This is a genomic window from Shewanella schlegeliana (assembly GCF_016765635.1).
Classification (GTDB): domain Bacteria; phylum Pseudomonadota; class Gammaproteobacteria; order Enterobacterales; family Shewanellaceae; genus Shewanella; species Shewanella schlegeliana.
In genome coordinates, this window is sequence record NZ_JAESVD010000003.1 from 445,594 (window position 1) to 468,084 (window position 22,491).

A 22,491-nucleotide genomic window follows, 5' to 3' on the forward strand; every position below is an offset into this window, starting at 1 on the left:
CACCTGATAAGATGGATACAAATACAGATCTAACCGCAATGAACGAACTCCACTGGCTAATCGATATGGTGCAGACCATAGAGGTGGGCTTAGTCGTGCTCGATCGAGATTACAACATTCAACTGTGGAACGGCTTCATGGAAAACCACAGTGGTGTCACACCTAATTCGATCAAAGACAAAAACCTGTTTGAGCAATTTGATTATCTGCCTGCAGCATGGCTAAAGCAGAAGATGGAGTCGGTTTACCTACTGAAGAACCGAGCCTTTATCAGCTGGGAACAACGTCCCTTCGTGTTCCGCTTCAAAAATTATCGCCCCATTACTGGCAGGGCCGATTTTATGTATCAAAACGTCACTCTGCTGCCACTGTCGTCATTAACTGGCGAAGTGACTCATATCAGCATGATTGTCTATGACGTTACCGATGTTGCGATCAATAAGCTTCAGCTAAAGTCAGCCAATGAACGTCTAGAATATTTAAGCCAGGTAGATGGACTGACCCAGCTATTTAATCGTCGTCACTGGGAATTATGCCTACAGAAAGAGTTTGATCGCCACGCACGTTATGGCAGCGACACTACCTTAGTGATGCTCGATATTGACCACTTCAAATCGATCAATGATAGATACGGTCATCAAGCCGGTGACAGAGTGATCCAGAATGTGTCTCATACCATTACAAAATCGCTGCGGGAAACCGATTGTGCCGGACGTTATGGCGGAGAAGAGTTTGGTGTCATTCTTGCGAGTACACCAGCGGCTAACGCACGCTTCTTTGCCGAACGTTTGCGTAAAAAGATCGAGCAATTAGAGATCTACTACGAAGAGCAGCTGATCAAAATCACGATTAGTCTTGGAATATGTGAATTAAAGCCCGAGATAACCGATAGCGACACTTGGGTGTCGCAGGCCGATCAAGCCCTGTATCTGGCGAAAGAGGCTGGCCGCAACTGCACTATCGCTCACGAGTAACTGTCCAAATATTTATAAACGCTAGACACAAAAATGCCCATCATCTAGATGGGCATTTTAGTCGGTGAACGTTACAGATTAGTGCAGCTCTTCGTCTTCATAATCATCTTCATCTCTGACTTCTTCGCCATTTTCGTCGATGAAATAAGTCCCCCAACCGTCATAATCGATCTTCTGCTTAGCCGCTAGCTCGATCATTTTCTCACAGGCGCTATCTAACAGATCCGTATTCAACTCATGGTTTGCAACGGCATCGAAACAGTAGATCACAGAGCCATCTTCTAGCTCCATCTCTTCGGCATCATTGACTTCATAGCCTAGCTTAAATGCGTCAACAGCTGCTTTTTCTAAACGATCGAAGTTCGTCGATGAAAAGTGATGCTCGATGGTGTACTCGGCATCGGGTAAAGAACCATCAGCAAGAATCGCTTCAACGATCTCACGGTTTTCTTGTTTCTGTTCGTTTAACTGGCGTTCAATAGACATCGATGACTCCTCAAAAATTTCGCGACCGATTATACCGCTTTAGTCATTAATGCAGAAGCTTCTTGGTTCAACTGCGACAACTTTTCCGACATAATGCCGTGAATACGCTTAGAGAGCTCTTTCACTTGAGTCTTATCAATTCCAATTGTTTCAATCGGTTCCATCATCTCGATGATCACCACACCATTGTTCCAACGGTTCAATTTAATATGACACTGATTTGAGGCTAATACAGGCACCATAGGTACCCCTGCGGCAATCGCCGTATAGAAAGCACCGGCTTTAAATGGCAACAAACCTTGGCCACGAGAGCGTGTACCCTCTGGGAAAATCCATACCGATAGGCACTTATCTTTAATCTTACGTGCAGTAGCCGCCATAGTATCAAATGCCTTACTACGGTTTTTACGATCGATAAGAATATTGCCTGACAGCCAATAGAGCTGTCCGAATAACGGCATCCACGCTAGGCTCTTTTTACCTAGGCTCACGGTGCCTTTCGGTACAACTGCCGTATGGGTAAACATATCGAAGTTGTTCTGGTGATTTGCCAGAAAAATACATGGCTTACCGCTTTGATTTTGCGGGTTACGTACAATGACCTTAATACCCAATACTGGGGCCGCCCAAGAAAAAACTTTGGCGAACATATGTACGTTATCTCGGTGACGAGGACGTAAAATACAAGCTAAGCCACCGATAATAAAGGCCAATACCAGCATGATAGACAAGATCAAACATCTAAGGATTAACAGCACTAGAATCTCCCGCGATTTAATTGGCGCCAGTATAGCCACCAACTAGATGCGACTCAATATAAATACGACTTATGTCAATGAACATTAGTTTACACGTGTAGCCTGAAGGTTGGCTAAACGAGATTAAAATCACGGGACTTTAGCTTAATTAGCTTAAGCGAACTTTAATCTCGTGTATTTTAACTCAAGGATTCTAGCTTAGTTCTTTTAGCCGTAAGGTCTGACCTGACACAGATCTAGTTCATCTCCTCACACTCTAGAGCCAAATGCTTGCTCTTCATATAGAGGCAAAGCCTAAACAGTATTGCCGTTACCGCTAAGGTCGCCACTATGGCTGCGCCACTAGGAAGATCCAGACTCGCAGACAAGACTAAGCCCGCAACATAACCCACTAAGCCCACGATATAAGCCCATCCGAGCTTAAAGCGCCCCTTAAATTGGTTTACCGCAAGCGCTGGCAAGATCAAACTACTGAATACCAGATACACGCCGACTAACTCGACTGAAAGCGTAATCACCACGGCAAAGATTAGGTAAAAAGCGCGACCATCAAGTAGCGCAGGTCGATAAATTAAAACGGCTAATACACTAAGGTAGATACAAGCTGGCAGGATCAACTGACTCCAGCTCACCCATAAGATCTGTCCAGACATTAACTGCTTCAACATCTCGGCGCCATGGGGATCGTTTGACAGTAGTAACATGGCCGCCACAGCAGCGAGTACATAGAAGCAGCCGATAATCGCTTCCAGTTCTTCTGCCATACGTTTAGACAACCAGGCGATAAAGCCTGCGCCCGCAATAGCGAATAGGGCTGGCATCCACACATTTGAGAAAGGCAGTGCTTCAATATCATGATTGAGGTGGCCAACGATCGCACCTAGGGCTGCGACCTGAGCGATCGCCAGATCGATAAAAATAATCCCTCGCTTTAACACCTGTTGCCCGAGTACCACATGGGTAGACAACACTAGGATCCCAGCGACAAAAGCGGGCAGTAAAATTGAGAGTAGATCGAGATCAAACATATGTAATGACTCTTATCATTAAAAAACTAAGACAGATCTCCTTTGGCGATCTGTCTTAGTTTGTTTTAGCCATAGTCGATGCCAAGCCTAAACAAGACAAGGCAACATCATGGCCATACTAAGCGTTATTGCTTCGCGCTCAACAAGAGGTCGATCGCGCTGTCATACAGACCAAATAGATCGACACTTTGCTCATTACCCCCTACCGACATAGGCAATATCAGCACTGGCAGATCTGAGCGCTCAGCCAACCAATCAGCACCGCGCTCACTCTGGTAGGAAGCGATCACGATTGCCAATATATCTCCTTGCTTAGCACGACTGAGTAAGCCCGCTAGATGAGAGCTACTCGGTGGGATCCCAGGCTTCGGCTCAAGATCGGCAACCTGCTCTAGCCCCAACCAGTTAAACAAGTACTTAAAGCTAGAATGATAAGCGATCACTTTACTGCCCTGTAAAGTTTGCGCCTTGGCCTCCCATTTAGGGATCGCAGCCTGCCAACGCTCGCTAAAGCTAGCTAGTGACGATTCATACTCTGCTTTCGTACCGGGATCTAACTGAATAAGCTTAGCCGTTAATGCGGTTGCAACATCGAGTAAACGCTTGGGATCAAAATGCAGATGCGGATTACCTTTTGCGTGCACATCGCCCATGGAGCGATCGACCGACTCGAGTCGATCTAGGGTTTCAATCTGCTCGGCAGCAAAGAACAAACCTTGATCGGTGGAGCGCACCTTGGCATTAGCCGATTTCATCTGCAGCATAGGTAACCAACCCACCTCAAGATCGGCACCAGCACAGATTGCCAGATCCGCCTGACGCATCTTAGCGATCAAACTTGGACGCGCCTGCACCTGATGAGGATCCTGCATTGCGGTAGTGGCAGAATAGATCTTGGCATCAGGTGCCAACTCTTTCGCCAATGCGGCATATTCAGGCTCGCAAGCAAAAATATTCAGCCCAGCAACGGCGCTGTTAGCAGTACCTAATGCTAAAGTGAATGTCAGAGCCTTAAGCCCCTTGGATAAAAAATGCTTAGAATTGATGCGCACCGTGAGCCCCCAGAGTCATGACATATTGTAACGTGATGACATTGTCATCTTCGATGCCATCGAAGTTAGTCCCTTGCTGGTTGGTGTACTGCAAACGCACAGTTGAGAAGTGACTATGATGCCAAGCAAGACTGACCTCGGTCTCTTTCAACTTTTGTGGGTCAAAGTGATCACCATGCATCATCTGGGTATCGACCTGGCCATAACGAAGCCCCGCCGACCAGTGAGGTGAAAACTGATAAACACTGCTTAAGTACCAGCCCTCTTGATAGTCTTTACCTTCATCGCCGTGACCATGTGAATCATGATCATCATGCTCTTCAATAGGCTTAAAATCAGTGACACGGAAATACTCACCGCTTAACGTCAGGTGTTGATACTTATAGTTACCATTGGGTGCCCACTTGTAGACGAAATCCCCCACATAGGTATTTTCACCCGTGTACTGTGCACTGTGACTATGGTCATGACCGTGATCATCTAGGGCAGCTACATGTTCGTGCTCATCGGCGGTCAAACGGCCATTTTCGTTACGCAAGTAGCTGAGACCCGCTTGCCAAGAACCGTTATCGCCAGCATCGCCACCGATCTTGGTAAAGGCGGTATACACACCGAGGTTTTTAAAGTCGCGTTCGCCATGCACATCGGCGGCACGCATGTTGTCACCTTTAAAGGCTTCAACTCCCATGGTCCAATAGAGATCCGTTGGTGCAACATAGTTCAAACGTACACCATCGTCGAAATAGTGGCTGCCTAAAAAAGCACGATAAACGGCGGGTCTGTCTGAAAACGCGTCCGTATGCACATGCTGGTTATTCAGGTAGCCAATATCTGATAGGAAGCGACCGGCACGCACCGAAAAACCACCCGGCATGGCCAAGGTTTGAATGAAGGCTTCTTCTAAACCCAGTTCTGTTTCACCATCATGCATCTCGACCACTGCGGTAAGCTTACCGTAGAACATATCGTCGATATTAGCACTGAGCGCGAACTCGGTATGGCCTAAACCAAAGCCTTCTACTCGCTCAGACATCGGTCTCTCTGCGCTCTGATAATAACCATCGAGTACGGCGCTAATTGCCGGATTAGTCAGGCTTGGGTCGCTTGCTACAGCTTGAGTTGAAATTAGCGCACACGCCGCCGCGACGCCTGTTAGGCGCATAGTTGAAATAGTCATCTTTTCTCCGAAATACAGCTCAGTCTTCCTCGTGGGAATACTTTTAAAATTCTTAAATTAGTGTTGGTTAGTGCAGAATTAAGCTGAAACTGGAGGGGCGCGGCTATTAAAGAAACTCACATGACGTGAGTAGGAATCTGGAAGGATGTACTCTTGGCTGACAACGCCCTGACGCTCTACAACGATGTGAAGTTCACAACTCGGCAGCAGATTGTTGACCTGGTGTTGGTGATAACACAGAGTACAATGGGTTTTAGCGCCATCGTCCAAATGACTCAAACTATGAGCGGACGCGGCAAATGACAGACACAGGAATACGGCAACAAGCCCCATTACCAGTTTCTGCTTTACGCTACTCATTCGAATCACAGTGTTAACCTTGTGTATTAAAACATGACAAGTTTATGTGGATAAGGATTGAAGTCAAGCCTAGAAATGGCTCTGTGTTACAAACGCTTTGTGATGAAGATCACCTAAACTTGAATAGCATTTAATACTGTCTTAAGCTCTAACCACTAATATTGCTAGCGTGAAATGGTATCCATAGTGATATTAAACAAGAGTTTATCTTTTAAAAAGGCGCAAACATCATGCTTGAAGTAATTCGCTCAAACCTAAAGTTTATCATCATGACAACGCTATTTTTTGTTGCGATACTCGGCGGTATTTACTACGTAGAAGCTGCACTTGAAGCACAAGTTCAAGTCATTGATTAAACAAGTTATCGACAAAACGCTCAAATATAAACAGCTCTGTAATAAGTAGCTCTGTATTTATACTCTGATGGCTCATGCCGTCAGAGTTGGAGCTAACGCGATTTATCGCCGCCCCCAAAGCAAGATTATCCACACTTAATCTCGCCTACTGTCACTAGCAGCTTAACTATCTGTATTTCTGCAGGTGCTCGCTATTATCAACGACTTCCTCTTCTGGTGCTTCTGTCACTTTCAATTGATCCATCAGATGGGTCACCAACATCAACATGATAGAAACGACCGCCACAGGTACGCAGATCTCACGCATACTGCTATCAAAATAGCTCCACACCAGTAAGATAACACCAGTATAAAAGCTGATGATTTTCACCCAAGATAAAACCACACTTTTGCCCAGCCAAGCCTGACAGAATGGACACTGGATCTCGCTAGCTAACCCCTTTCCTCTCTGGTTTTCAATTTTATCTATCGCAAACGATTTAGAACAATGGGCGCATATCACTGAGGTAATCTCTCTTTAAGCTGCATAATCGGCGTAATTTTCGCCTAATATTTAAGGCGGCGAAGTTTAGCAGATTTAGTCATGTATTCGCTATTTTGTTTACCGCTATTGCAATAACAAATCGACAGTTTTCTACAGGCATAATATTATTACTGGATTCTGAGACCTATCGGACACACCAAATGCATAAAATGCTCCCCAAAATTTTAATGCTTATTCTCTGCTTCTGCTCATATACAGCTACAGCAACCACAGAGAATACTGAATTAACCAATAACCTAAATAAAATTCAAAGCCTGATTGATGCTGATGTAAAAGCACTACCAAATACTAAAGGCGAAATTAAGAGTTTCCTTGAGTACCGTATTGGCCGTAATGCCGCCTTACTCCAAGACACTTTAAAGACTCAGGTGGAAAAAACGGATCCTGATTTCGCTTTTCTCAAGCCATATATCGTCAAGCAGTTAGCCTTTACCAATGAAGTAGAAACTTACTTCGAAAAACAAAGAGCTAACCTTATGGGCCAAGTCGGCAGCGGCGATGACAATAAGATCATGGTTGGCCTGATGCAGATCCAGCGTGAACAAGACAAACTGTTCACTGCAGAAAAAAGCCTATTAAGCTGGGCTAAAGATGCTGGGGTCGATACCGATGCACAGACCAAAACCTTTATCGCCACCTTAGTAACCCGTGCCGATGATCTCAATAGTTTTGTCTACTACAACCAAGAGCGCTTAACCCAAGCTGTGGCCGATGTTCAAGTCGCTGGCGCCGATGTTAGTAGCGAGCAAAAGGCACTTGTTGTTGATCTAAAAGAGCGTTTAGAGCAGAGTTCTACTAGTCTATCGACCACTATCGAACTGCTTGATTCTCTAGGCCAAGATACCGCTATCTACAAGCAGACACTATTTAGCATTTCTGGTGATATTACTCAGGATGTATTGAACTTCGATGTGGCAAGTAGCTTACTGTCTGAGTGGATGACTATCGCTAAGACTCAAGCGATGGAAAATGGCGCAAGTATTCTATTTAAGCTGATCATTTTCTGCCTAATCCTGTTCCTATCGAGCCTAGTCGGCAAGGTCGTTAAACGTGTAGTACAGAAGACCGTTAGCAACTCTAAGCTTAAATTTAGCATGCTGCTACAAGACTTCTTTATCTCACTATCGGGTAAAGCTGTATTCGCTTTGGGTCTGCTAATCGCCCTATCCCAGCTTGGCTTCGAGCTTGCGCCACTGCTTGCCGGTTTCGGTATCGCCGGTGTGATTATCGGTTTTGCATTGCAAGATACTCTGTCTAACTTCGCTTCTGGCATGATGATCCTGATCTACCGTCCATTCGACGTAGGCGATCTGATCAATGCAGGCGGCGTAACAGGTCGCGTAAGCCATATGAGCTTAGTATCGACGACCATTAAGACACTCGATAACCAAAGACTTATCGTGCCAAACAATAAGATCTGGGGTGATACCATCAACAACATTACCGTTGAGCACCAGCGTCGTGTAGATATGACCTTCGGTATTGGCTATGGCGATAATATCGAGCATGCAGAAAAAGTGCTTACCGATATCGTAATGGCACACCCATTAGTGCTTAAAGATCCTGAACCAATGATCAAACTACATACCTTAGGCGAGTCATCAGTGGACTTTATCGTTCGCCCATGGGCTAAGCCTGAAGATTATTGGGATGTATATTGGGATATCACTCGCACGGTTAAAATGCGCTTCGATGCTGAAGGGATCAGCATTCCGTTCCCGCAACGCGATGTGCATATTTATCAAACTGCTATAGAGAAATAGATCTCTATCGCGCTAAAGATAAAATGAAAAAAGCCCCGACAATGTAAGTTGTCGGGGCTTTTTATTATCTATTGCTGTGGTTCTTAAGCTAGACCGATAATCTCACCATCATCATTGATATCGACATTGAGGTAACCCGGTCTGATTCCAAGCCCTGGCATAGTCATCACTTGGCCCACCAGCGCCGTGATAAAGCCAGCCCCAGCGTTGAGTCTTAACTCGGTAATAGGCAGTTCAAAGCCTGTCGGGATCCCTTTAATGTTAGGATCATGACTTATCGACATTGGGGTCTTGGCAACACAGACTGGTAGCTCACCATAGTCATGCTTAGTCAGCCAGCTTAGCTGTGATTTAGCCTTTTCTGATAAGCTGACACTCGATGCACCATAGCCCACTTCCGCAAGCGTCATCAGCTTAGACTCAAGACTGCTATCGCTCTGGTAGAGCAAGTTAAAGCCAGATGCGGTTTGTGTCGCTCGGTAAACCATATCCGCCAGCTTAGTCGCTCCCTCGGCACCTTTGCCAAAAGCTTCGCTGATCTCACTACCGAAGGCCTTAGTTTGCTCAACGGCCTGTTTAAGCCACTCAAGCTCCTCATCGGTATCGCTTGGGAAGCGGTTAATCGCAACTACAACTGGCACGCCATATTGGCTAACGTTGTTGATGTGCCACTCAAGGTTAGCGAAACCTGCCTGTAGCCGCTCCATATCAGGTTGATTAATATCTTTGTTAGACTCGATGCCGCTGTTAGCTTTAAGCGCCTTAAGTGTCACCACAACCACAGATGCACTCGGGGCGTAGCCCGACTCTCTCACCTTAATATTGCTAAACTTTTCAAAGCCCATATCAGAACCAAAACCCGCTTCGGTAACGACCACATCGGCAAGCTTTGCCGCAATGGTGTCGGCAATAATCGATGAGTTTCCATGAGCAATGTTGGCAAACGGCCCTGCGTGAATAAAACAGGGATCACCGGATAGGGTTTGCATCAAAGTTGGCTCAATTGCATCGGCCATAATCACCGTCATAGCGCCCGCTACGCCTAGCTCTTCGGCGGTAATAGGCTCACCTTGAGTATTCAGTGCCAACACGAGGCGGCCAATACGTTGCCTAAGATCTTTTAAGTCTTGGCTCAATGCTAGAATCGCCATTAACTCTGACGCAGCGGTGATATCGAACCCCGAGTCATGTACAGGGCCATTGACCGCACCGTAACCCACTTTAATCTGTCTTAGGCTGCGTTCATTATGATCGACCACTCGGCGCCAAAGGATATTGTCAGGGTCAATGTTGAGCGCACTTAAGCCTGACTCTTGAGCGAAAGCCTCCGCCCCAAGACGAGTCTCATGGAATAAACGCGCATCAATAGCAGCCGCCGCTAAATTATGGGCGCTACTGACCGCGTGAATATCACCGGTCAAGTGCAGGTTCAACTCTTCCATCGGTACGACTTGTGCGTAACCACCACCGGCAGCTCCGCCCTTAGTACCAAATACAGGCCCCAAACTAGGCTGACGAATACAGGCACAGGTCTTAATACCGTTAAGGTTCATGGCTTGAGTCAAACCAATGGTCGTGACGGTTTTTCCTTCGCCAAAAGGGGTCGGCGTCACTGCAGTAACAATCACTAACTTGGCATTTGGTCTATCCGCTAATCTTTTAGCGACTGACAGTGAAACCTTAGCCTTGCTAGCACCACACAAGGAAATTTCATCAGGCTGTAGGCCCAACTCATTGGCGATCTCGGTTATAGGTAAACAGGTATGTTGGCGCGAAATTTCAATATCTGAATGCATTAGAATTTTTCCACGTTTTATTTTTATGTAGGGTAGTTACCGCTGCAATATAGGTGATCTCAGATAGCTAGAAAATAACAACAGGGTGTTATTTTAGCTTTTTGTAATCTACGTCAATAAACTGGTTATTTTTTTGCCGATTTTACATTCAAATTGGCTAGGTGAGTTTTTTTCATGAAACAGAAAACAGCCTCCTATTATCTGCCACAAAAAAAGGCGCTAAAAGCGCCTCTAATTATTGATACTGCAGCTTATAAGAAAGTGATTTCGCCACTCAGATGTGGACGACGTCCCTTTTGATCTCTGAGTTCAAATACGGTTTTATCCTCAAGCTGTTCGGCCGCAAAGCTAACATTATTAGGCATAAACAGCGGTAACTTAAAGGCTACATCAACCTGACAGGCTCGTTCACCGATAGTTGGCATTAACTGTGCGATACAACGGCCTTTCGACCACATGCCATGGGCGAGAACACGATCGAAACCGAAACGTTTAGACATCACTGGGTGAAGGTGGATCAGGTTATAGTCTCCCGATGCCTTAGCGTATCGACGACCTAAGTCTTCCGCCAAACTCCAGCTTACTGGATCTTGCCAAGCCATATCATTGGCCTTAGGTGGACGGACTCGTTTAGCCTTACCTTCAATGCGATACAGATAGGTCGACACCGACTCCCATACCAGCTCTCCAGCAACGTAAACTTTAGAGACTAACTCAAACTCGAGACCTGAGTCTGTTATGCGACTGTCAGTTAACGCACATTGGATATTAAACTCCTCATCCACGCGCGCGCTACGGTGTAGGGTGATACTATTTTTTAGGTGGATCATCCCCAATAATGGAAAAGTTATCGCATCATGGGTAAAGATAACCGCATGTAACCTAAACGCCATCACATAGAGGTAGGTCAGCGGTAGCGTTTTGCCATCGAAGTCGAATCCACAAACTTTAGCGTATTGCGCCACTTTGTCCTGAGACAGAGTCACATTCTCACTGCTCACTTTGATCATCGGCAACGGCTGCTCGTCCCAGCCGGGCTTGCGTCCAAAAAATATCTTGCGATAAAGAGTGAATAGCGACGGCAACGCCTTCAAATCGATACAGTATTCTTTATTCAAACCGATAGAACCTTTCAATATGACACAGGAAAACCCAAATTAGGCGACGTATTATACCCCAAAACTAACAAACCCGATAATCGTGTCCTGAGTGAAGAATATTAAGCTTACAAACACTGCAGCTTCCAGCAGTTTTTAGTCTTCACTCCCAAGAGCTGCAAATAAGACTGTACGCTCTTTTGTCCCACTAGATGTCCCGCTCCCACCACAATAAATAGTGGTTGTGCCGTTTCGGGAGACGCCATTAAATTAACGATCCCTTGCGCCATAGTCTGGTTGCGGCCCCAAAGCATTTTCTCAACCATTTCAGTCTCGCCCTCGCGGAGCATCTCCCCTTCCATTAAGTCAGCGAGCTCGGCTTCATCCCCACTACGCCAGGCAGAAATAAGTTTAAGCATATCGGTATCTGGCGCCTCTATAGCTTCGCGCATCATGCTCCACTGCGTCTTTGCGTCGAAAGAGGACAAGAGTTCAAATTGAAACTCGGTGCTTTCCAGTTCATATATGGGTTTAGCGCCAGCCCTGCTCACCAACACGGCATCAATCCCATAGGTACCGCTGTAGCCTAATGCAGCATAACGGCCAATACTCACCTGCATCGACTGTAGCCAAGGCGCATAATGCTCTATCGCCGTACAAAAGCTTTGCCTGTCTTGACAGTAATGATTAATAACCAGCTCAGTATCGGCATCCATGGGCAGAGGTTTTGAGCCATATTTAGATAACAGAGCAGGCACATCGGCATCTCTCACATCTGCTTCGACTACCACTGCCGCCGACAATTCATAGGCCTGTTCAATCTGCTGTGCGAGTGGAAAAAAAGAGGCTTCGCCCACATGAATAGAACCTAAGAGGTAACCCGTCTGGCCTTGGTAAGAGATCTGGTAAAACGGCGGTTTATCACTTGGTGCAGCACGAGTCGCCAATGTCACAAATAGCATAGCTAGACCCATAGTCATGAATAAACGCTTAACGACACTTGTTGCTATCATGCTTGCCCCTTATAATTCAGCAAAATTTCTAATTGAGAGGCTGTTATGCCACACACACAGGTTATCGAGCAACTAAAAGCCAGTTTGCAAACCGCCTACCGCCAAGCCATCGATGCTGACGCGAGGCTCGACGAGCTAAAAAAAGCGGGCCACGTAAAATTTGATGCCATTTTCAGTCCATCTGAAGGCTTCAGCACTAAAAGCAATCGCTTTACACCTTACGTGCAAGAGCTAGCAGCCGAGATGGAAGGCTTTATTCAAGATCCTGAGTCTATGACTAAAGGCCTCGAAAGCTATGTTCCTAAGCTCGGTTTATTACTGCAAACCATGCAGGCTTTCAAATCAAACGCCAAGTAATACCCTAAATATCAATCCGTTGTTAACGGATTGATATTTGTTATCTCTCTGTCACACCAGCTTCATACACTTTGCTAGCTCACACACTATCGGGTAGGAAAGGATGTCCGCAATCAATTTAAACTAGCATTGTCAAAGTTCATCGATAAAGAAAAAATCAAACTGCTTTTTCAACTTAGGATCTGATATCTCTATCCAGTGAGTCTATAGTTTTTAAGTACTAGGCCGAGGGTCTGAGCATAGTCCACTATTTTCACCTGTTCCACTATTTAAAACCGCTGCCTACGAGGGGCCTAGCTGAACTCAAAAAGCGTGGCGATGGCTCTCTGCAGACCGCAATGCTGAGCAGTGCAACCACCGCTTTTCTCCTTCACTTCGGGACTCCTTCCGCCTAAGGTGGCGCTCAATTGCAATGAGCACCTGCAGTCACTTTATAGCGCACAAATAAAAAACAGGCTAAGCAAGCAGTAATACCAATCAGTATGAGAAGTTGATCTACTCAGAACGTTTTTGGCAAACTAATTCAAGGCGAATAACTGAAAGAATGGTTGCTCCCTTGTGAAGTTGTTCAACGCAGAAGTAGGCAGCTAAAAACGCTCCAGAATGGCGAGTTTTAGCGGCTCTGATACTGTGACTCTTAATAAACAAAGAGGGAGCTTAACCCTAGTTCAACTATGCTCTTCACTCGTTGCAAACCACATGGTCTTGTATGTTCCAGACATACATAAGACATTTCCTCCATCCATGGAGGTCAGATGTGGTGAATGTCATTAAAGCACGACTATATGGATATAGGAGGTAGAGTAACGCAGGAGCAGTTACCGAGGAGCACTTAATGACCTTGTCTCAGTACCGGTAAACTCTCGCTGAGCGACCAAACCTTTATACTGATTGGTATAAGCTCATTTAACCTGTTTACAATCGATAGCACTATTGCTGCGCAAATTTGGTGGTAAACGTCTACAACTGAGGGGCGATAGACTTTTTCAGCCAAGATGTCAGCATCGCATTTTCATATCGATACGTCTTATCGTTCATCTTGTTAACTGAATACATAAAGTTCATGTCGATTAGTTTCTCATCGCCGGCGATAATCACCTTATCCCCCTCGATGACTTTATAGCTAAAGGTAATACGCGGTGGGTAGATATCTTTTACTATCCGCATATCGTGGGTAGTCGCTCCAAATGTCGGTCTTACATCGCCAGCCAGATCCAGATCGGTCACCACCATCTCAAGCTTCTGATCCGGTTTCAGGATTTTGCTAGCTTCTTTATTCAGGTTCTTGGTTAGTTGATCAAAGGTGCGCTTCTCAAAGCGTGATTGAATATCGCCGCTGGAACGAATATCACGAAAACTATCAGGGTCTTGCCATTCAACTTTGACAACACCATCTTCGGTAACTTGATTCTCGACTGCTTCATCGGCCGCCCAAACTGAGCTAGATACGAGCATCCCCGCAACAAATAGAGTTTTAAGTTTCATATATGCCTTCCCCTTGAACATAAGCGAATGATTAACAGTTGAACTATATAACACAGTTCCTGAATAGCTGCTTAATTAGCTTTTCGTCATAAATACAATCATATGAGTAGAGCATATTATAAACAAACTAGTTGCATCAAATTGCATCAAAATTCGACAACACCATCTGCATGCCTCTTTAGATTTTCATATTGAACCGTTAAGCTATGGCCGTTATCTGTTAGTCGCTGGAAGCCTACTATATGCAAAAGCTCACTCCCATCATATTTGTCGTTATCTTATTTACAGCCCTTGCTACCGCAATTTTCGGCATCAATCATGCCGAAACCGCTTCACAACCTGAAACCTGGTCGGCTTTTATCTACAAAAACGGTTACAACTCAGGACGGTATGATATGAAGGATGGCTTTGACAGCTATCCAAGCTGTAAAGCCTATGCTCAGCAAGCATCTAACAAGCTAAATGGTGTGGCCTGGGAATGTGGCTTAAACTGTGGCTTTGATTCCATGCGTCAAGGCTTCCACTGCGAGAGTATGACAAATGAGTAAGTTAAGAATGGGTCTGCTAAAGCGACTCTCATTTAAAGACATTCTCTTTTAACCCCTATAAACAGTAATAGCGTTAACTCTGACTCTGCGGTCTGCGATTTCTCTCTGCCAGCCTAATCGAAACTCATAGTGGCCCCTCTCCAAACAAGGCGTTCACTTTTTGTTCAGCTTTGGTACATGTTACATCCGCTAACATTCGTATCAAGTTAAAACATTGAACAGCGCTCTTCAGCCTGCCAACGCATATGCAGCGATAGAGTAAGCAACTAAAACCGGTCACTCATTTTATTGTTTGGAGTCAAATATGAACTACGCAACGACTAGTAAGATCCCATTCTCTGGCCGCATGGCATTTATCGCAGCATTGCTAATGGCATTTGGCTTTATCGGTCAGGCTAGTGCCCAAGAGTTTACCGACAAAGAGAGAGCGGCTATAGATGGACATTACGAAATTCTCGCCGAGCATCAAGCCGAGTCTGACCAAGCATTAGAGTCAAAATTACAGGCAGAGTTTGATGAGCAGGTGCTCGATTCAGAGCAGGAGTTTATGGAGCTAACCTGTGCTACTCACGGACTCGATTTCGACAGTGAGTCTGAAGTCTGCTACGAGTAAAGAGCCACAGACTGAGCTCACTTAAGTATGCCAATAAAAAACGAGACCAAGTGGTCTCGTTTTTTATTGCGATCAGATTATCACTTTATCTTAAAACGGAAAGGCCGCACTTAATTGTGGGTAAGCTGTCTTAAGCTGCTTTTTCTTATGGGAGAACTTTTTCCCTGCAGGGTTTGCCTGACCCGATGGCACATAAGGCAGCTCATCATCGGCACGCTCCTCATAAAGCTGGCCGGCAATCAGATCGTACTCATCGACGAATGGATAGGCATAACCATCTTTTTCTGGCCATTGAGGCAAGTTCCCGAGCTCATCTGGTGACTCAACCACTCTGTTATACCACTCCTCGCCCAAGGAGATTAAGAAGCAACGAAACTCGGCAAAAGCATACTCAGAATCACAGCCAGTGATGATATAGGCCGCGCCCCATACAGCCCATGTGTATGAGCGACGCATCTGCTGACCAAATATTTTGTCAAAATCTCTCAGATCGTCATTACTCAGCGGGCTCAACTTCTGTTTTAGCGCCTCTGCAAGCTCAGTTTGATCTTGTTGTGGTGATGTTCGGGTTACTAACGCCCAAAACTCAGATTCTGTCATTGGTTTCTCTAATCGTACGATGTAATACTAGCTATTCTATCGCATTACTCGCTAGCTTAGCTAAACAATCTCACGGCTAAGCGGTTTGTGTTATAGACGTGCCCCATCGTTTTTTTTAAACTCAACGCAACAACTATATAAAAAATATGATGACGTTAGGTATCTAATGACAAAACCACATCCACTGTTAGCTATTTTGATGTTCCTCTACGCCCTACTCGCGGTTGTCGCACTTTGGCGAACTTTGAGCACACAAGCATTCGATCTCCTAACACTGGGAGTTTTTCCGGTGCTTTATGGTCTTATCATGCGTCGCTTCTGGGCAGGAGTCGTACTCAAGATCTATCTGGCTATTCAAACCGTCGCGCTGCTTGCGCTGGCAACGGCAGCCATTATCGCCTACCAAATCACCCCTGAAGATGTAGTGGTTATTGTCAGGGGGCAAAATATCCCTATCAGCGCTATCGTGGTGACTGCACTTATCGTGATGACATTTCAGTTCTGGGTGGCCTTCAGTAACAAGACTCGTCACTATTTAAAGCCACAACCCATCGCCTAAACGGGTTATTGTCCATAGGGCTAATAGCGGACTGCGTAGGCAGCTGAACTTAAGCGATTAAAAACCAAAGTCGCAGTCATTATTAACAACTGAATCGGTAATTGAATCTATGCGTCATTTACAGCCAAATGAACTGTCAATCTTATTGGTTGAACCATCAGACACCCAACGAAAAATTATCTGTCAGCGGCTCGAGCAGGAGGGAGTTAAGCAGATCCAAACTGCCACCAACCTTGCCGAGGCGCTAAAGATCATCAATCGCCACCAGCCGGATCTCGTGGCGAGTGCCATGCACTATGAAGATGGCACCGCGCTGGAGTTACTGCAACAGATCAAGTCATCCCAGCACTTTAGTGATATTCAGTTTATGTTGGTCTCGAGTGAGTGTCGTCGCGAACAGTTAGAGAGCTACCGTCAATCTGGCGTGGTCGCCATACTGCCTAAACCGTTTACAGCAGAACACTTAGGTAAGGCATTAAATGCCACTATCGACCTGCTCAGTCATGACGAGTTAGATTTGACCCACTTTGATGTGCAAGATCTGCGCGTTCTGGTGGTAGACGATAGCAAAATGGCGCGCAACGTCATTAAGCGCACCATCACTAACCTTGGATTAAGGCTCATCACTGAGGCTGAAGATGGCCAACAAGCCATTGAACTGATGCAACAACAGATGTTTGACTTAGTTATCACCGATTACAACATGCCAAGTGTCGATGGACTCGAGTTAACCCAGTTTATTCGCAACGATAGCCAACAATCACATATTCCGATCTTAATGGTCTCATCGGAGGCCAATGAGACCCACTTAAATAACGTTTCTCAGGCTGGAGTGAATGCCCTGTGCGATAAACCTTTCGAGCCAAATACCGTGAAACAGATCATTTATCAGCTACTTGAAGAGTAAAAAACTGAGAAATCGCCCCTATTTTTGACTTTAAGCCCTATTTCACAGGGTTAAAGCGCTTTTAAAATGCAAAGGCTTGTGGCATGTTACATAGTGCTACTAACAAATAAATCTACGGAAAGAAGAGACTATTCAAATGAATAAGACTGAACTTGTTGCAAAAATGGCTGAATCTGCAGAACTAACTAAAGCTGAAGCCGCTCGCGCCTTAAAATCTTTTGAAGAAGCAGTTGCTGAAGCAATGAAGAGTGGAGAGAAGATCTCTATCGTTGGTTTTGGCTCTTTTGAAACAACACAGCGTGCAGCGCGTACAGGTCGTAACCCACAGACTGGTAAAGAGATCCAGATCCCTGCGGCTACCGTACCTAAGTTCAAAGCGGGTAAGACACTTAAAGATAGCGTTAACTAAATCACTGTTTCCGCAGTAAATAACTAAACCTCCTTATGGAGGTTTTTTTGTATCCAAGATTTGTCTTCATATCTGCCCTATCACGGTGCCTGTTGCCCCATGCTGAATCATATCTTTCCCCCTCTCTAACAATTCAAAATACAAACCATTGTTTTTATTTAACAAAAGTCTTGGCTTAGACTTTGCTAATTCTTTTAAGAAGTAAAACCACAATAATATTTCTACGAAGGGGAATAGCATGAACAAGTTACTTTTTAAGAGCACGGCAGTCCTAATGACGACACTACTGAGTAGCACAGCATACGCAGCGGTCGAAGCGAACATAGGCGCAACCTCTAATTACCTATGGCGCGGAATAACTCAAACCGATGACAGTACGGCGGTGCAAGGCGGTATAGACTACAGTCATGATTCAGGCTTTTATCTTGGCACTTGGGCTTCTAATGTCGACTTCGGTGATGACACTAGCTATGAGGTTGACCTCTATGGTGGATTTGCTGGCAGCATAGCTGAAGAGTTTGGCTACGACATAAGCTACCTCTACTACGCCTACCCGGATGCAGATGGCAACATAGATCTAGGTGAAGTCAGTGCAGCGATTAACTGGAAATGGATTGAGGTAAGCTACTCCCACTTGGTCAATGCAGGAGATGATGTTACAACTGATCCACTGGATAATACCGATATGGGCTATCTGCAAACCACCCTAAGCTACTCTCTCTCTGACACCCTTTCGATCTCAGCCCATTATGGCTACTCCAGTGGCGACGTAGTAACCGCTTGGTACGGCGTCAGTAACTATGCCGATTACTCACTGACTCTCAGTAAAGATACCAACTTGGGGACGGTATTTTTTACTGTCAGTGATACAGATCTTAAAAATGATGATGGCAAAATTTTGCTCGGATACAATTACAGTTTTGAGCTGTAACTCACTGTTTGAAAGGTTGTTTTAACTATTATTTAGGGTAAATAGCCAAAGTACCCAAGCAAGACTTTTAGTTGCTTAATTTCATTAAGCAACTAAAAAACATTCAAATTAATAAACTTTGAACTAAAAATGTAATTTTGTTACATGGATCGCATATTTTTAAATCACTCCCTGCTAAATTCCAAATTAAGCACTCACTAATAAGGTTTAATCGAGTAAGCCAATGAGTGCAGACATTGTTTAGTTATTAACCATATGGTATCGAGAGCATTTCCTTTTAACGCTAAGCAAGCGATTCGGAACAATGGATACCTAGCTAAGAGGAATTCGTGATGGCTCAGACTATTGATTTTGTGCCCAACGATGCAGAGATGGAGGCGTATACAACGCCTAAGAATCAGCAAGCTGCTGACGAGTTAGCACACAAAAAAGCGGTAAAAAAGCGTCTTGAAGATTATCTTGAACGCGCACAATTAAAGCGCGACTTAAGTGAAGATGACTTTTGGGCATAAACTTAACGTAGCGTAATAAAAAAAGCTCCTGAGATACTATCCAGGAGCTTTTTAGTTTATACAGCTTTTCCCCTAGACTACTTAGCCTGTTGCGACGCCATATCCGCTTGACGCTTCTTCAGAAAATACTCTCTGGTTAATGCAAATACCACTGGGCTCAGTAACGCCAAAGCGATCAAATTTGGAATCGCCATCATGGCGTTCAGCGTGTCAGCCAATAGCCAGATAAACTCCAGTGAGCTTACTGCCCCCAAAGGCACCACTATTGTCCAAAGGATCCTAAATGGCTTGATAGCCTTAATACCAAATAGGAACTGTACACACTTCTCACAGTAAAAACTCCAACCCAAGATAGTGGTAAAGGCGAAAATACTCAAAGCGATAGCCACCACATAATTACCCATAGGGAAAGCATGAGAAAAGGCAAAAGAGGTTAACGCCGCACCGTTCTCACCCGAAGTCCAAGCGCCAGAGACGATAATAGCCAAGCCTGTGATGCTACACACAATCAAGGTATCGATAAATGTCCCTAGCATTGCCACCAAGCCTTGTGCCACCGGGTTGTTGGTCTGCGCTGCAGCATGGGCAATAGGTGCACTACCCAAACCCGCTTCATTCGAGAACACACCACGCGCCACACCAAAGCGAATCGCAGCCCAAACCGCAGCGCCAGCAAAGCCACCTTGTGCTGCAACAGGATTAAAGGCGCTGTGCAGAATCAACTCAATTGCTGCAGGGATCTCAGAGGCGTAGACAACTAATACCGCCACACCCGCAGCCAGATAGAAAACCGTCATCATAGGCACCAGCTTACCTGCGACATCGGCAATACGTTTAATACCACCCATCAATACCGCACCAACCAGCACCATAAGTACCACACCGGTAATCCATGTTGGCACGCCAAAGTTGCTGCTCAGCGCATCGGCAACCGAGTTGGCCTGCACCGTATTACCGATCCCAAACCCAGCTAATGAACCAAACAAGGCAAAAGCGGTACCGAGCCAAGCCCACTTAGCGCCCAAACCGTTTTTGATGTAGTACATCGGACCACCAACGTGGTTGCCATTGTCATCCACTTCACGATACTTTACCGCTAAGACAGCCTCGGCAAACTTGGTTGCCATGCCCACTAGCGCTGTACACCACATCCAAAATAGCGCACCAGGGCCGCCGATAAAAATCGCGGTTGCGACTCCGGCAATATTACCGGTACCTATGGTGGCCGATAGCGACGTCATTAAGGCATTAAAGGGGCTAATCTCCCCCTTCATCCTCTTATCTTTATCGGGAATACGCCCAGACCATAAGAGTTTAAAACCAGTGCCGAGCTTTAAAATTGGCATCAGGCGCAAACCAAAGGTCAAGAATAATCCCACCCCAAGAATCATGACCAGCATGGGCGTCCCCCAGACCACACCATTGATCATGCTTACTAAATTCGTAATAGCTTCCATTCAAACCTCGTCGATACAGAGAATTTATCGTTATTATTTATATTTATACTTATATTTATAATCATGTATTTAGGGCTTTTTGATCTTGCATTTTTAATCTTGAATTAGATTAGAAAGATCAAAAGGTCCTAATAAAGCGAGCGCTCATCTCCATAAAGATAAAAACACTCAAACTTTCAAACAGAGTACAACGAATTGTTAACCTTTGGAAAGGCTGAAAAATAAACTAGCGCGGTTTACCATAGTGTGTAACCACGCTATGGCAAGGATCTGTTATAGCAATAGCTTGCTATAAGAAGGGCTTTTATCTGTGTATCGCTCGAGGCAACTTAAAGGAGATAACAAAGGTAATAAACAGCATGCCAGCCGCAAGTAACCAATATAAGCAGACAAGCCGATAGTCCTGTCGCTTGATAGACCCAACCAGAAAGCTCTACGACTACATAAAACACTCAACTTCTATTTTTAGTATGAAGTTAGAGTTTGATTTCGAGGCAACTTATAGGAGATGACAAAAGTAATAAACAACATGGCTGCCGAAATAAACAAACAAGCCGATAGCCCAGCCTCTTGATATACCCAACCGGAAAGCACCGTGCCTAGTAGCCGCCCCATCGCATTGGCCATATAGTAGAAGCCAATATCCAGCGACACCCCATCCTCACAGGCATAACTGACGATCAAATAACTGTGCAATGAGGAGTTAATCGCAAAGACGGCGCCAAACACCATCAGGCCGATGATGAGTGCGAGTTGAGGCGCTACCCAGCCAGTAAATATCAGCACGGCAAGTATTGCGGTTATCAATGCAAGTAAGCCCACCCACAGGGTTGCCACTTTGCCATCAGGAGCCTGCTTTCTCGCAGTAAAAGAGGGGGCGATAGACTGCACCATGCCATAGGCGATAACCCATAGCGCCAGAAAAGCCCCGACACTACTGTGCTCCCAACCTAACTGGCTAGCGAGAAACACTGGCAGTGCAATCACAAACCACACATCTCTCGCGGCAAACAGAAATAGACGTGCTGCAGAGAGGATATTAACGTTATCACTCTTAGAAAATATCTGGGTAAATTTAGGCTTTGACTTAGCTTTGCCTAAGTCAGCCTTCAAACTCAGCATGCTGCCAAGCCATACAATCAACAGCATTACCGCCATTATTGCCACAGCACCGCTAAAGCCAGCGAGTGACAGCAGTAAGCCCCCTAAAAAGAAGCCGGCTCCTTTTAACGCATTTTTAGAGCCTGTTAATATGGCAACCCATCGATAGAGCTTATCTTCGGCATCTTTGGGCACCAAAGTTTTAATCGCGCTCTTGGCACTCATCTTATTGAGATCTTTAGCGATCCCCGATAACGCCTGCGCCGCCATCACCCAGGGCACGGTAAGCATTGCCGCTGGCAATAACAACATGGATAGCGCGATAATCTGCAGCCCTAGACCTATGTTCATGGTTTTGTTGAGGCCAAGTCTTGCACCTAACCAGCCACCCACAAGGTTAGTGATCACACCGAAGATCTCATAAAACAGGAACAGCATGGCGATCGCCAGTGGCGTATAACCTAGGTCATAAAAGTGCAGCACCACCAACATGCGCAAAGCGCCATCGGTAAGTGTGAATGCCCAGTAGTTACCCGTGACAATCAAGTATTGTTTAACGCTATCAGGCAAAGAACGATATTTAGTTAACACGGCTTACTTTCCATATA

Annotated in this window: 26 protein-coding genes; 11 read left to right on the forward strand and 15 right to left on the reverse strand. The window is 45.4% G+C overall.

Features of this window, described 5'->3' with window-relative positions; all coding sequences use genetic code 11:
• Positions 1 to 11: 11 nt before the first annotated feature.
• Positions 12 to 974 (forward strand): GGDEF domain-containing protein, encoded by a 963-nt coding sequence (locus tag JMA39_RS07380; protein ID WP_202721181.1) that lies wholly within the window; start codon positions 12 to 14, stop codon positions 972 to 974.
• A gap of 78 nt (positions 975 to 1,052) precedes the next feature.
• On the opposite strand, the gene rraB is transcribed toward JMA39_RS07380, so the two are convergent.
• The 6 genes from rraB to JMA39_RS07410 form a co-directional block, all read right to left on the reverse strand.
• Positions 1,053 to 1,460, reverse strand: coding sequence for a ribonuclease E inhibitor RraB (gene rraB, locus JMA39_RS07385; protein ID WP_202721182.1), 408 nt, complete (start codon positions 1,458 to 1,460; stop codon positions 1,053 to 1,055).
• Between the two features lie 29 nt (positions 1,461 to 1,489).
• Positions 1,490 to 2,218 (reverse strand): 1-acylglycerol-3-phosphate O-acyltransferase, encoded by a 729-nt coding sequence (locus JMA39_RS07390; RefSeq protein ID WP_202721183.1) that lies wholly within the window; start codon positions 2,216 to 2,218, stop codon positions 1,490 to 1,492.
• A gap of 236 nt (positions 2,219 to 2,454) precedes the next feature.
• Complete coding sequence (locus JMA39_RS07395) at positions 2,455 to 3,246, reverse strand: metal ABC transporter permease (protein ID WP_202721184.1); 792 nt, start codon at positions 3,244 to 3,246, stop codon at positions 2,455 to 2,457.
• A 125-nt stretch (positions 3,247 to 3,371) separates the two neighbouring features.
• Complete coding sequence (locus tag JMA39_RS07400; protein ID WP_237732728.1) at positions 3,372 to 4,253, reverse strand: metal ABC transporter solute-binding protein, Zn/Mn family; 882 nt, start codon at positions 4,251 to 4,253, stop codon at positions 3,372 to 3,374.
• A gap of 28 nt (positions 4,254 to 4,281) precedes the next feature.
• Positions 4,282 to 5,475 (reverse strand): hypothetical protein, encoded by a 1,194-nt coding sequence (locus JMA39_RS07405; protein WP_202721186.1) that lies wholly within the window; start codon positions 5,473 to 5,475, stop codon positions 4,282 to 4,284.
• 78 nt (positions 5,476 to 5,553) lie between these two features.
• Entirely contained in the window at positions 5,554 to 5,835 is a 282-nt protein-coding gene (locus JMA39_RS07410; RefSeq protein ID WP_202721187.1) for an ABC-type zinc uptake system zinc chaperone, read from the reverse strand.
• A gap of 230 nt (positions 5,836 to 6,065) precedes the next feature.
• On the opposite strand from JMA39_RS07410, the gene JMA39_RS21295 reads away from it, so the two are divergent.
• On the forward strand, positions 6,066 to 6,191 hold the full coding sequence (locus JMA39_RS21295) for a hypothetical protein (RefSeq protein ID WP_012278861.1): 126 nt from the start codon (positions 6,066 to 6,068) through the stop codon (positions 6,189 to 6,191).
• Here the strand turns inward: JMA39_RS21295 and JMA39_RS07415 are convergent.
• Entirely contained in the window at positions 6,181 to 6,324 is a 144-nt protein-coding gene (locus JMA39_RS07415; RefSeq protein WP_202721188.1) for a hypothetical protein, read from the reverse strand. The genes JMA39_RS21295 and JMA39_RS07415 overlap by 11 nt on opposite strands.
• Positions 6,325 to 6,357: 33 nt before the next feature.
• Positions 6,358 to 6,576 carry a hypothetical protein gene (locus JMA39_RS07420; RefSeq protein ID WP_237732703.1) on the reverse strand — a complete coding sequence of 73 codons (219 nt, stop codon included), beginning with the start codon at positions 6,574 to 6,576 and terminating at the stop codon, positions 6,358 to 6,360.
• A 299-nt stretch (positions 6,577 to 6,875) separates the two neighbouring features.
• On the opposite strand from JMA39_RS07420, the gene JMA39_RS07425 reads away from it, so the two are divergent.
• Positions 6,876 to 8,498, forward strand: coding sequence for a mechanosensitive ion channel family protein (locus JMA39_RS07425; RefSeq protein WP_202721190.1), 1,623 nt, complete (start codon positions 6,876 to 6,878; stop codon positions 8,496 to 8,498).
• A gap of 83 nt (positions 8,499 to 8,581) precedes the next feature.
• Here the strand turns inward: JMA39_RS07425 and JMA39_RS07430 are convergent, their stop codons facing one another.
• The 3 genes from JMA39_RS07430 to JMA39_RS07440 all read right to left on the reverse strand — a co-directional run bounded on the left by JMA39_RS07430 (position 8,582) and on the right by JMA39_RS07440 (position 12,404).
• Complete coding sequence (locus tag JMA39_RS07430) at positions 8,582 to 10,294, reverse strand: formate--tetrahydrofolate ligase (protein WP_202721191.1); 1,713 nt, start codon at positions 10,292 to 10,294, stop codon at positions 8,582 to 8,584.
• 251 nt (positions 10,295 to 10,545) lie between these two features.
• Positions 10,546 to 11,412 (reverse strand): MaoC/PaaZ C-terminal domain-containing protein, encoded by an 867-nt coding sequence (locus JMA39_RS07435; RefSeq protein WP_202721192.1) that lies wholly within the window; start codon positions 11,410 to 11,412, stop codon positions 10,546 to 10,548.
• A 107-nt stretch (positions 11,413 to 11,519) separates the two neighbouring features.
• On the reverse strand, positions 11,520 to 12,404 hold the full coding sequence (locus JMA39_RS07440) for a TraB/GumN family protein (protein WP_202721193.1): 885 nt from the start codon (positions 12,402 to 12,404) through the stop codon (positions 11,520 to 11,522).
• A gap of 45 nt (positions 12,405 to 12,449) precedes the next feature.
• On the opposite strand from JMA39_RS07440, the gene JMA39_RS07445 reads away from it, so the two are divergent.
• A complete protein-coding gene (locus JMA39_RS07445; RefSeq protein ID WP_202721194.1) occupies positions 12,450 to 12,761 on the forward strand; it encodes a prephenate dehydrogenase in 312 nt (103 codons plus the stop codon).
• A 960-nt stretch (positions 12,762 to 13,721) separates the two neighbouring features.
• Here the strand turns inward: JMA39_RS07445 and JMA39_RS07450 are convergent.
• Positions 13,722 to 14,246 carry a DUF3016 domain-containing protein gene (locus JMA39_RS07450; RefSeq protein WP_202721195.1) on the reverse strand — a complete coding sequence of 175 codons (525 nt, stop codon included), beginning with the start codon at positions 14,244 to 14,246 and terminating at the stop codon, positions 13,722 to 13,724.
• Positions 14,247 to 14,488: 242 nt separating this feature from the next.
• On the opposite strand from JMA39_RS07450, the gene JMA39_RS07455 reads away from it, so the two are divergent.
• Both JMA39_RS07455 and JMA39_RS07460 read left to right on the forward strand, forming a co-directional pair.
• Positions 14,489 to 14,794, forward strand: a complete 306-nt coding sequence (locus JMA39_RS07455) for a hypothetical protein (RefSeq protein WP_202721196.1) — start codon at positions 14,489 to 14,491, stop codon at positions 14,792 to 14,794.
• Positions 14,795 to 15,098: 304 nt separating this feature from the next.
• Complete coding sequence (locus JMA39_RS07460; protein ID WP_202721197.1) at positions 15,099 to 15,407, forward strand: hypothetical protein; 309 nt, start codon at positions 15,099 to 15,101, stop codon at positions 15,405 to 15,407.
• Between the two features lie 90 nt (positions 15,408 to 15,497).
• Here the strand turns inward: JMA39_RS07460 and JMA39_RS07465 are convergent, their stop codons facing one another.
• Positions 15,498 to 16,007: a DUF4240 domain-containing protein gene (locus JMA39_RS07465; RefSeq protein ID WP_202721198.1), complete on the reverse strand. Its 510-nt coding sequence runs from the start codon at positions 16,005 to 16,007 to the stop codon at positions 15,498 to 15,500.
• A gap of 166 nt (positions 16,008 to 16,173) precedes the next feature.
• Between JMA39_RS07465 and JMA39_RS07470 the strand changes: the two genes are divergently transcribed.
• The 5 genes from JMA39_RS07470 (at position 16,174) to JMA39_RS07490 (ending at position 19,325) form a co-directional block, all read left to right on the forward strand.
• Positions 16,174 to 16,566: a hypothetical protein gene (locus JMA39_RS07470; protein WP_202721199.1), complete on the forward strand. Its 393-nt coding sequence runs from the start codon at positions 16,174 to 16,176 to the stop codon at positions 16,564 to 16,566.
• A 109-nt stretch (positions 16,567 to 16,675) separates the two neighbouring features.
• Positions 16,676 to 17,473 (forward strand): response regulator, encoded by a 798-nt coding sequence (locus JMA39_RS07475; protein WP_202721200.1) that lies wholly within the window; start codon positions 16,676 to 16,678, stop codon positions 17,471 to 17,473.
• A gap of 136 nt (positions 17,474 to 17,609) precedes the next feature.
• Positions 17,610 to 17,882, forward strand: a complete 273-nt coding sequence (locus JMA39_RS07480) for an HU family DNA-binding protein (RefSeq protein ID WP_202721201.1) — start codon at positions 17,610 to 17,612, stop codon at positions 17,880 to 17,882.
• A gap of 238 nt (positions 17,883 to 18,120) precedes the next feature.
• Positions 18,121 to 18,813 carry a TorF family putative porin gene (locus JMA39_RS07485; protein WP_202721202.1) on the forward strand — a complete coding sequence of 231 codons (693 nt, stop codon included), beginning with the start codon at positions 18,121 to 18,123 and terminating at the stop codon, positions 18,811 to 18,813.
• A gap of 332 nt (positions 18,814 to 19,145) precedes the next feature.
• A complete protein-coding gene (locus JMA39_RS07490) occupies positions 19,146 to 19,325 on the forward strand; it encodes a PA3496 family putative envelope integrity protein (protein WP_202721203.1) in 180 nt (59 codons plus the stop codon).
• 77 nt (positions 19,326 to 19,402) lie between these two features.
• On the opposite strand, the gene JMA39_RS07495 is transcribed toward JMA39_RS07490, so the two are convergent.
• Together JMA39_RS07495 and arsJ are read right to left on the reverse strand one after the other, a co-directional pair.
• Entirely contained in the window at positions 19,403 to 20,782 is a 1,380-nt protein-coding gene (locus JMA39_RS07495; RefSeq protein ID WP_202721204.1) for an alanine/glycine:cation symporter family protein, read from the reverse strand.
• Positions 20,783 to 21,247: 465 nt separating this feature from the next.
• Positions 21,248 to 22,474 carry an organoarsenical effux MFS transporter ArsJ gene (arsJ, locus tag JMA39_RS07500; protein WP_202721205.1) on the reverse strand — a complete coding sequence of 409 codons (1,227 nt, stop codon included), beginning with the start codon at positions 22,472 to 22,474 and terminating at the stop codon, positions 21,248 to 21,250.
• Positions 22,475 to 22,491 lie beyond the last annotated feature (17 nt).

Coding starts and splice junctions, on each gene's coding strand:
- JMA39_RS07380 (WP_202721181.1), top strand. CDS start 12: ATGGATACAAATACAGATCTAACCGCAATGAACGAACTCCACTGGCTA.
- rraB (WP_202721182.1), bottom strand. CDS start 1,460: ATGTCTATTGAACGCCAGTTAAACGAACAGAAACAAGAAAACCGTGAG.
- JMA39_RS07395 (WP_202721184.1), bottom strand. CDS start 3,246: ATGTTTGATCTCGATCTACTCTCAATTTTACTGCCCGCTTTTGTCGCT.
- JMA39_RS07405 (WP_202721186.1), bottom strand. CDS start 5,475: ATGACTATTTCAACTATGCGCCTAACAGGCGTCGCGGCGGCGTGTGCG.
- JMA39_RS07410 (WP_202721187.1), bottom strand. CDS start 5,835: ATGAGTAGCGTAAAGCAGAAACTGGTAATGGGGCTTGTTGCCGTATTC.
- JMA39_RS21295 (WP_012278861.1), top strand. CDS start 6,066: ATGCTTGAAGTAATTCGCTCAAACCTAAAGTTTATCATCATGACAACG.
- JMA39_RS07425 (WP_202721190.1), top strand. CDS start 6,876: ATGCATAAAATGCTCCCCAAAATTTTAATGCTTATTCTCTGCTTCTGC.
- JMA39_RS07430 (WP_202721191.1), bottom strand. CDS start 10,294: ATGCATTCAGATATTGAAATTTCGCGCCAACATACCTGTTTACCTATA.
- JMA39_RS07440 (WP_202721193.1), bottom strand. CDS start 12,404: ATGATAGCAACAAGTGTCGTTAAGCGTTTATTCATGACTATGGGTCTA.
- JMA39_RS07445 (WP_202721194.1), top strand. CDS start 12,450: ATGCCACACACACAGGTTATCGAGCAACTAAAAGCCAGTTTGCAAACC.
- JMA39_RS07450 (WP_202721195.1), bottom strand. CDS start 14,246: ATGAAACTTAAAACTCTATTTGTTGCGGGGATGCTCGTATCTAGCTCA.
- JMA39_RS07455 (WP_202721196.1), top strand. CDS start 14,489: ATGCAAAAGCTCACTCCCATCATATTTGTCGTTATCTTATTTACAGCC.
- JMA39_RS07460 (WP_202721197.1), top strand. CDS start 15,099: ATGAACTACGCAACGACTAGTAAGATCCCATTCTCTGGCCGCATGGCA.
- JMA39_RS07465 (WP_202721198.1), bottom strand. CDS start 16,007: ATGACAGAATCTGAGTTTTGGGCGTTAGTAACCCGAACATCACCACAA.
- JMA39_RS07470 (WP_202721199.1), top strand. CDS start 16,174: ATGACAAAACCACATCCACTGTTAGCTATTTTGATGTTCCTCTACGCC.
- JMA39_RS07475 (WP_202721200.1), top strand. CDS start 16,676: ATGCGTCATTTACAGCCAAATGAACTGTCAATCTTATTGGTTGAACCA.
- JMA39_RS07480 (WP_202721201.1), top strand. CDS start 17,610: ATGAATAAGACTGAACTTGTTGCAAAAATGGCTGAATCTGCAGAACTA.
- JMA39_RS07485 (WP_202721202.1), top strand. CDS start 18,121: ATGAACAAGTTACTTTTTAAGAGCACGGCAGTCCTAATGACGACACTA.
- JMA39_RS07490 (WP_202721203.1), top strand. CDS start 19,146: ATGGCTCAGACTATTGATTTTGTGCCCAACGATGCAGAGATGGAGGCG.
- JMA39_RS07495 (WP_202721204.1), bottom strand. CDS start 20,782: ATGGAAGCTATTACGAATTTAGTAAGCATGATCAATGGTGTGGTCTGG.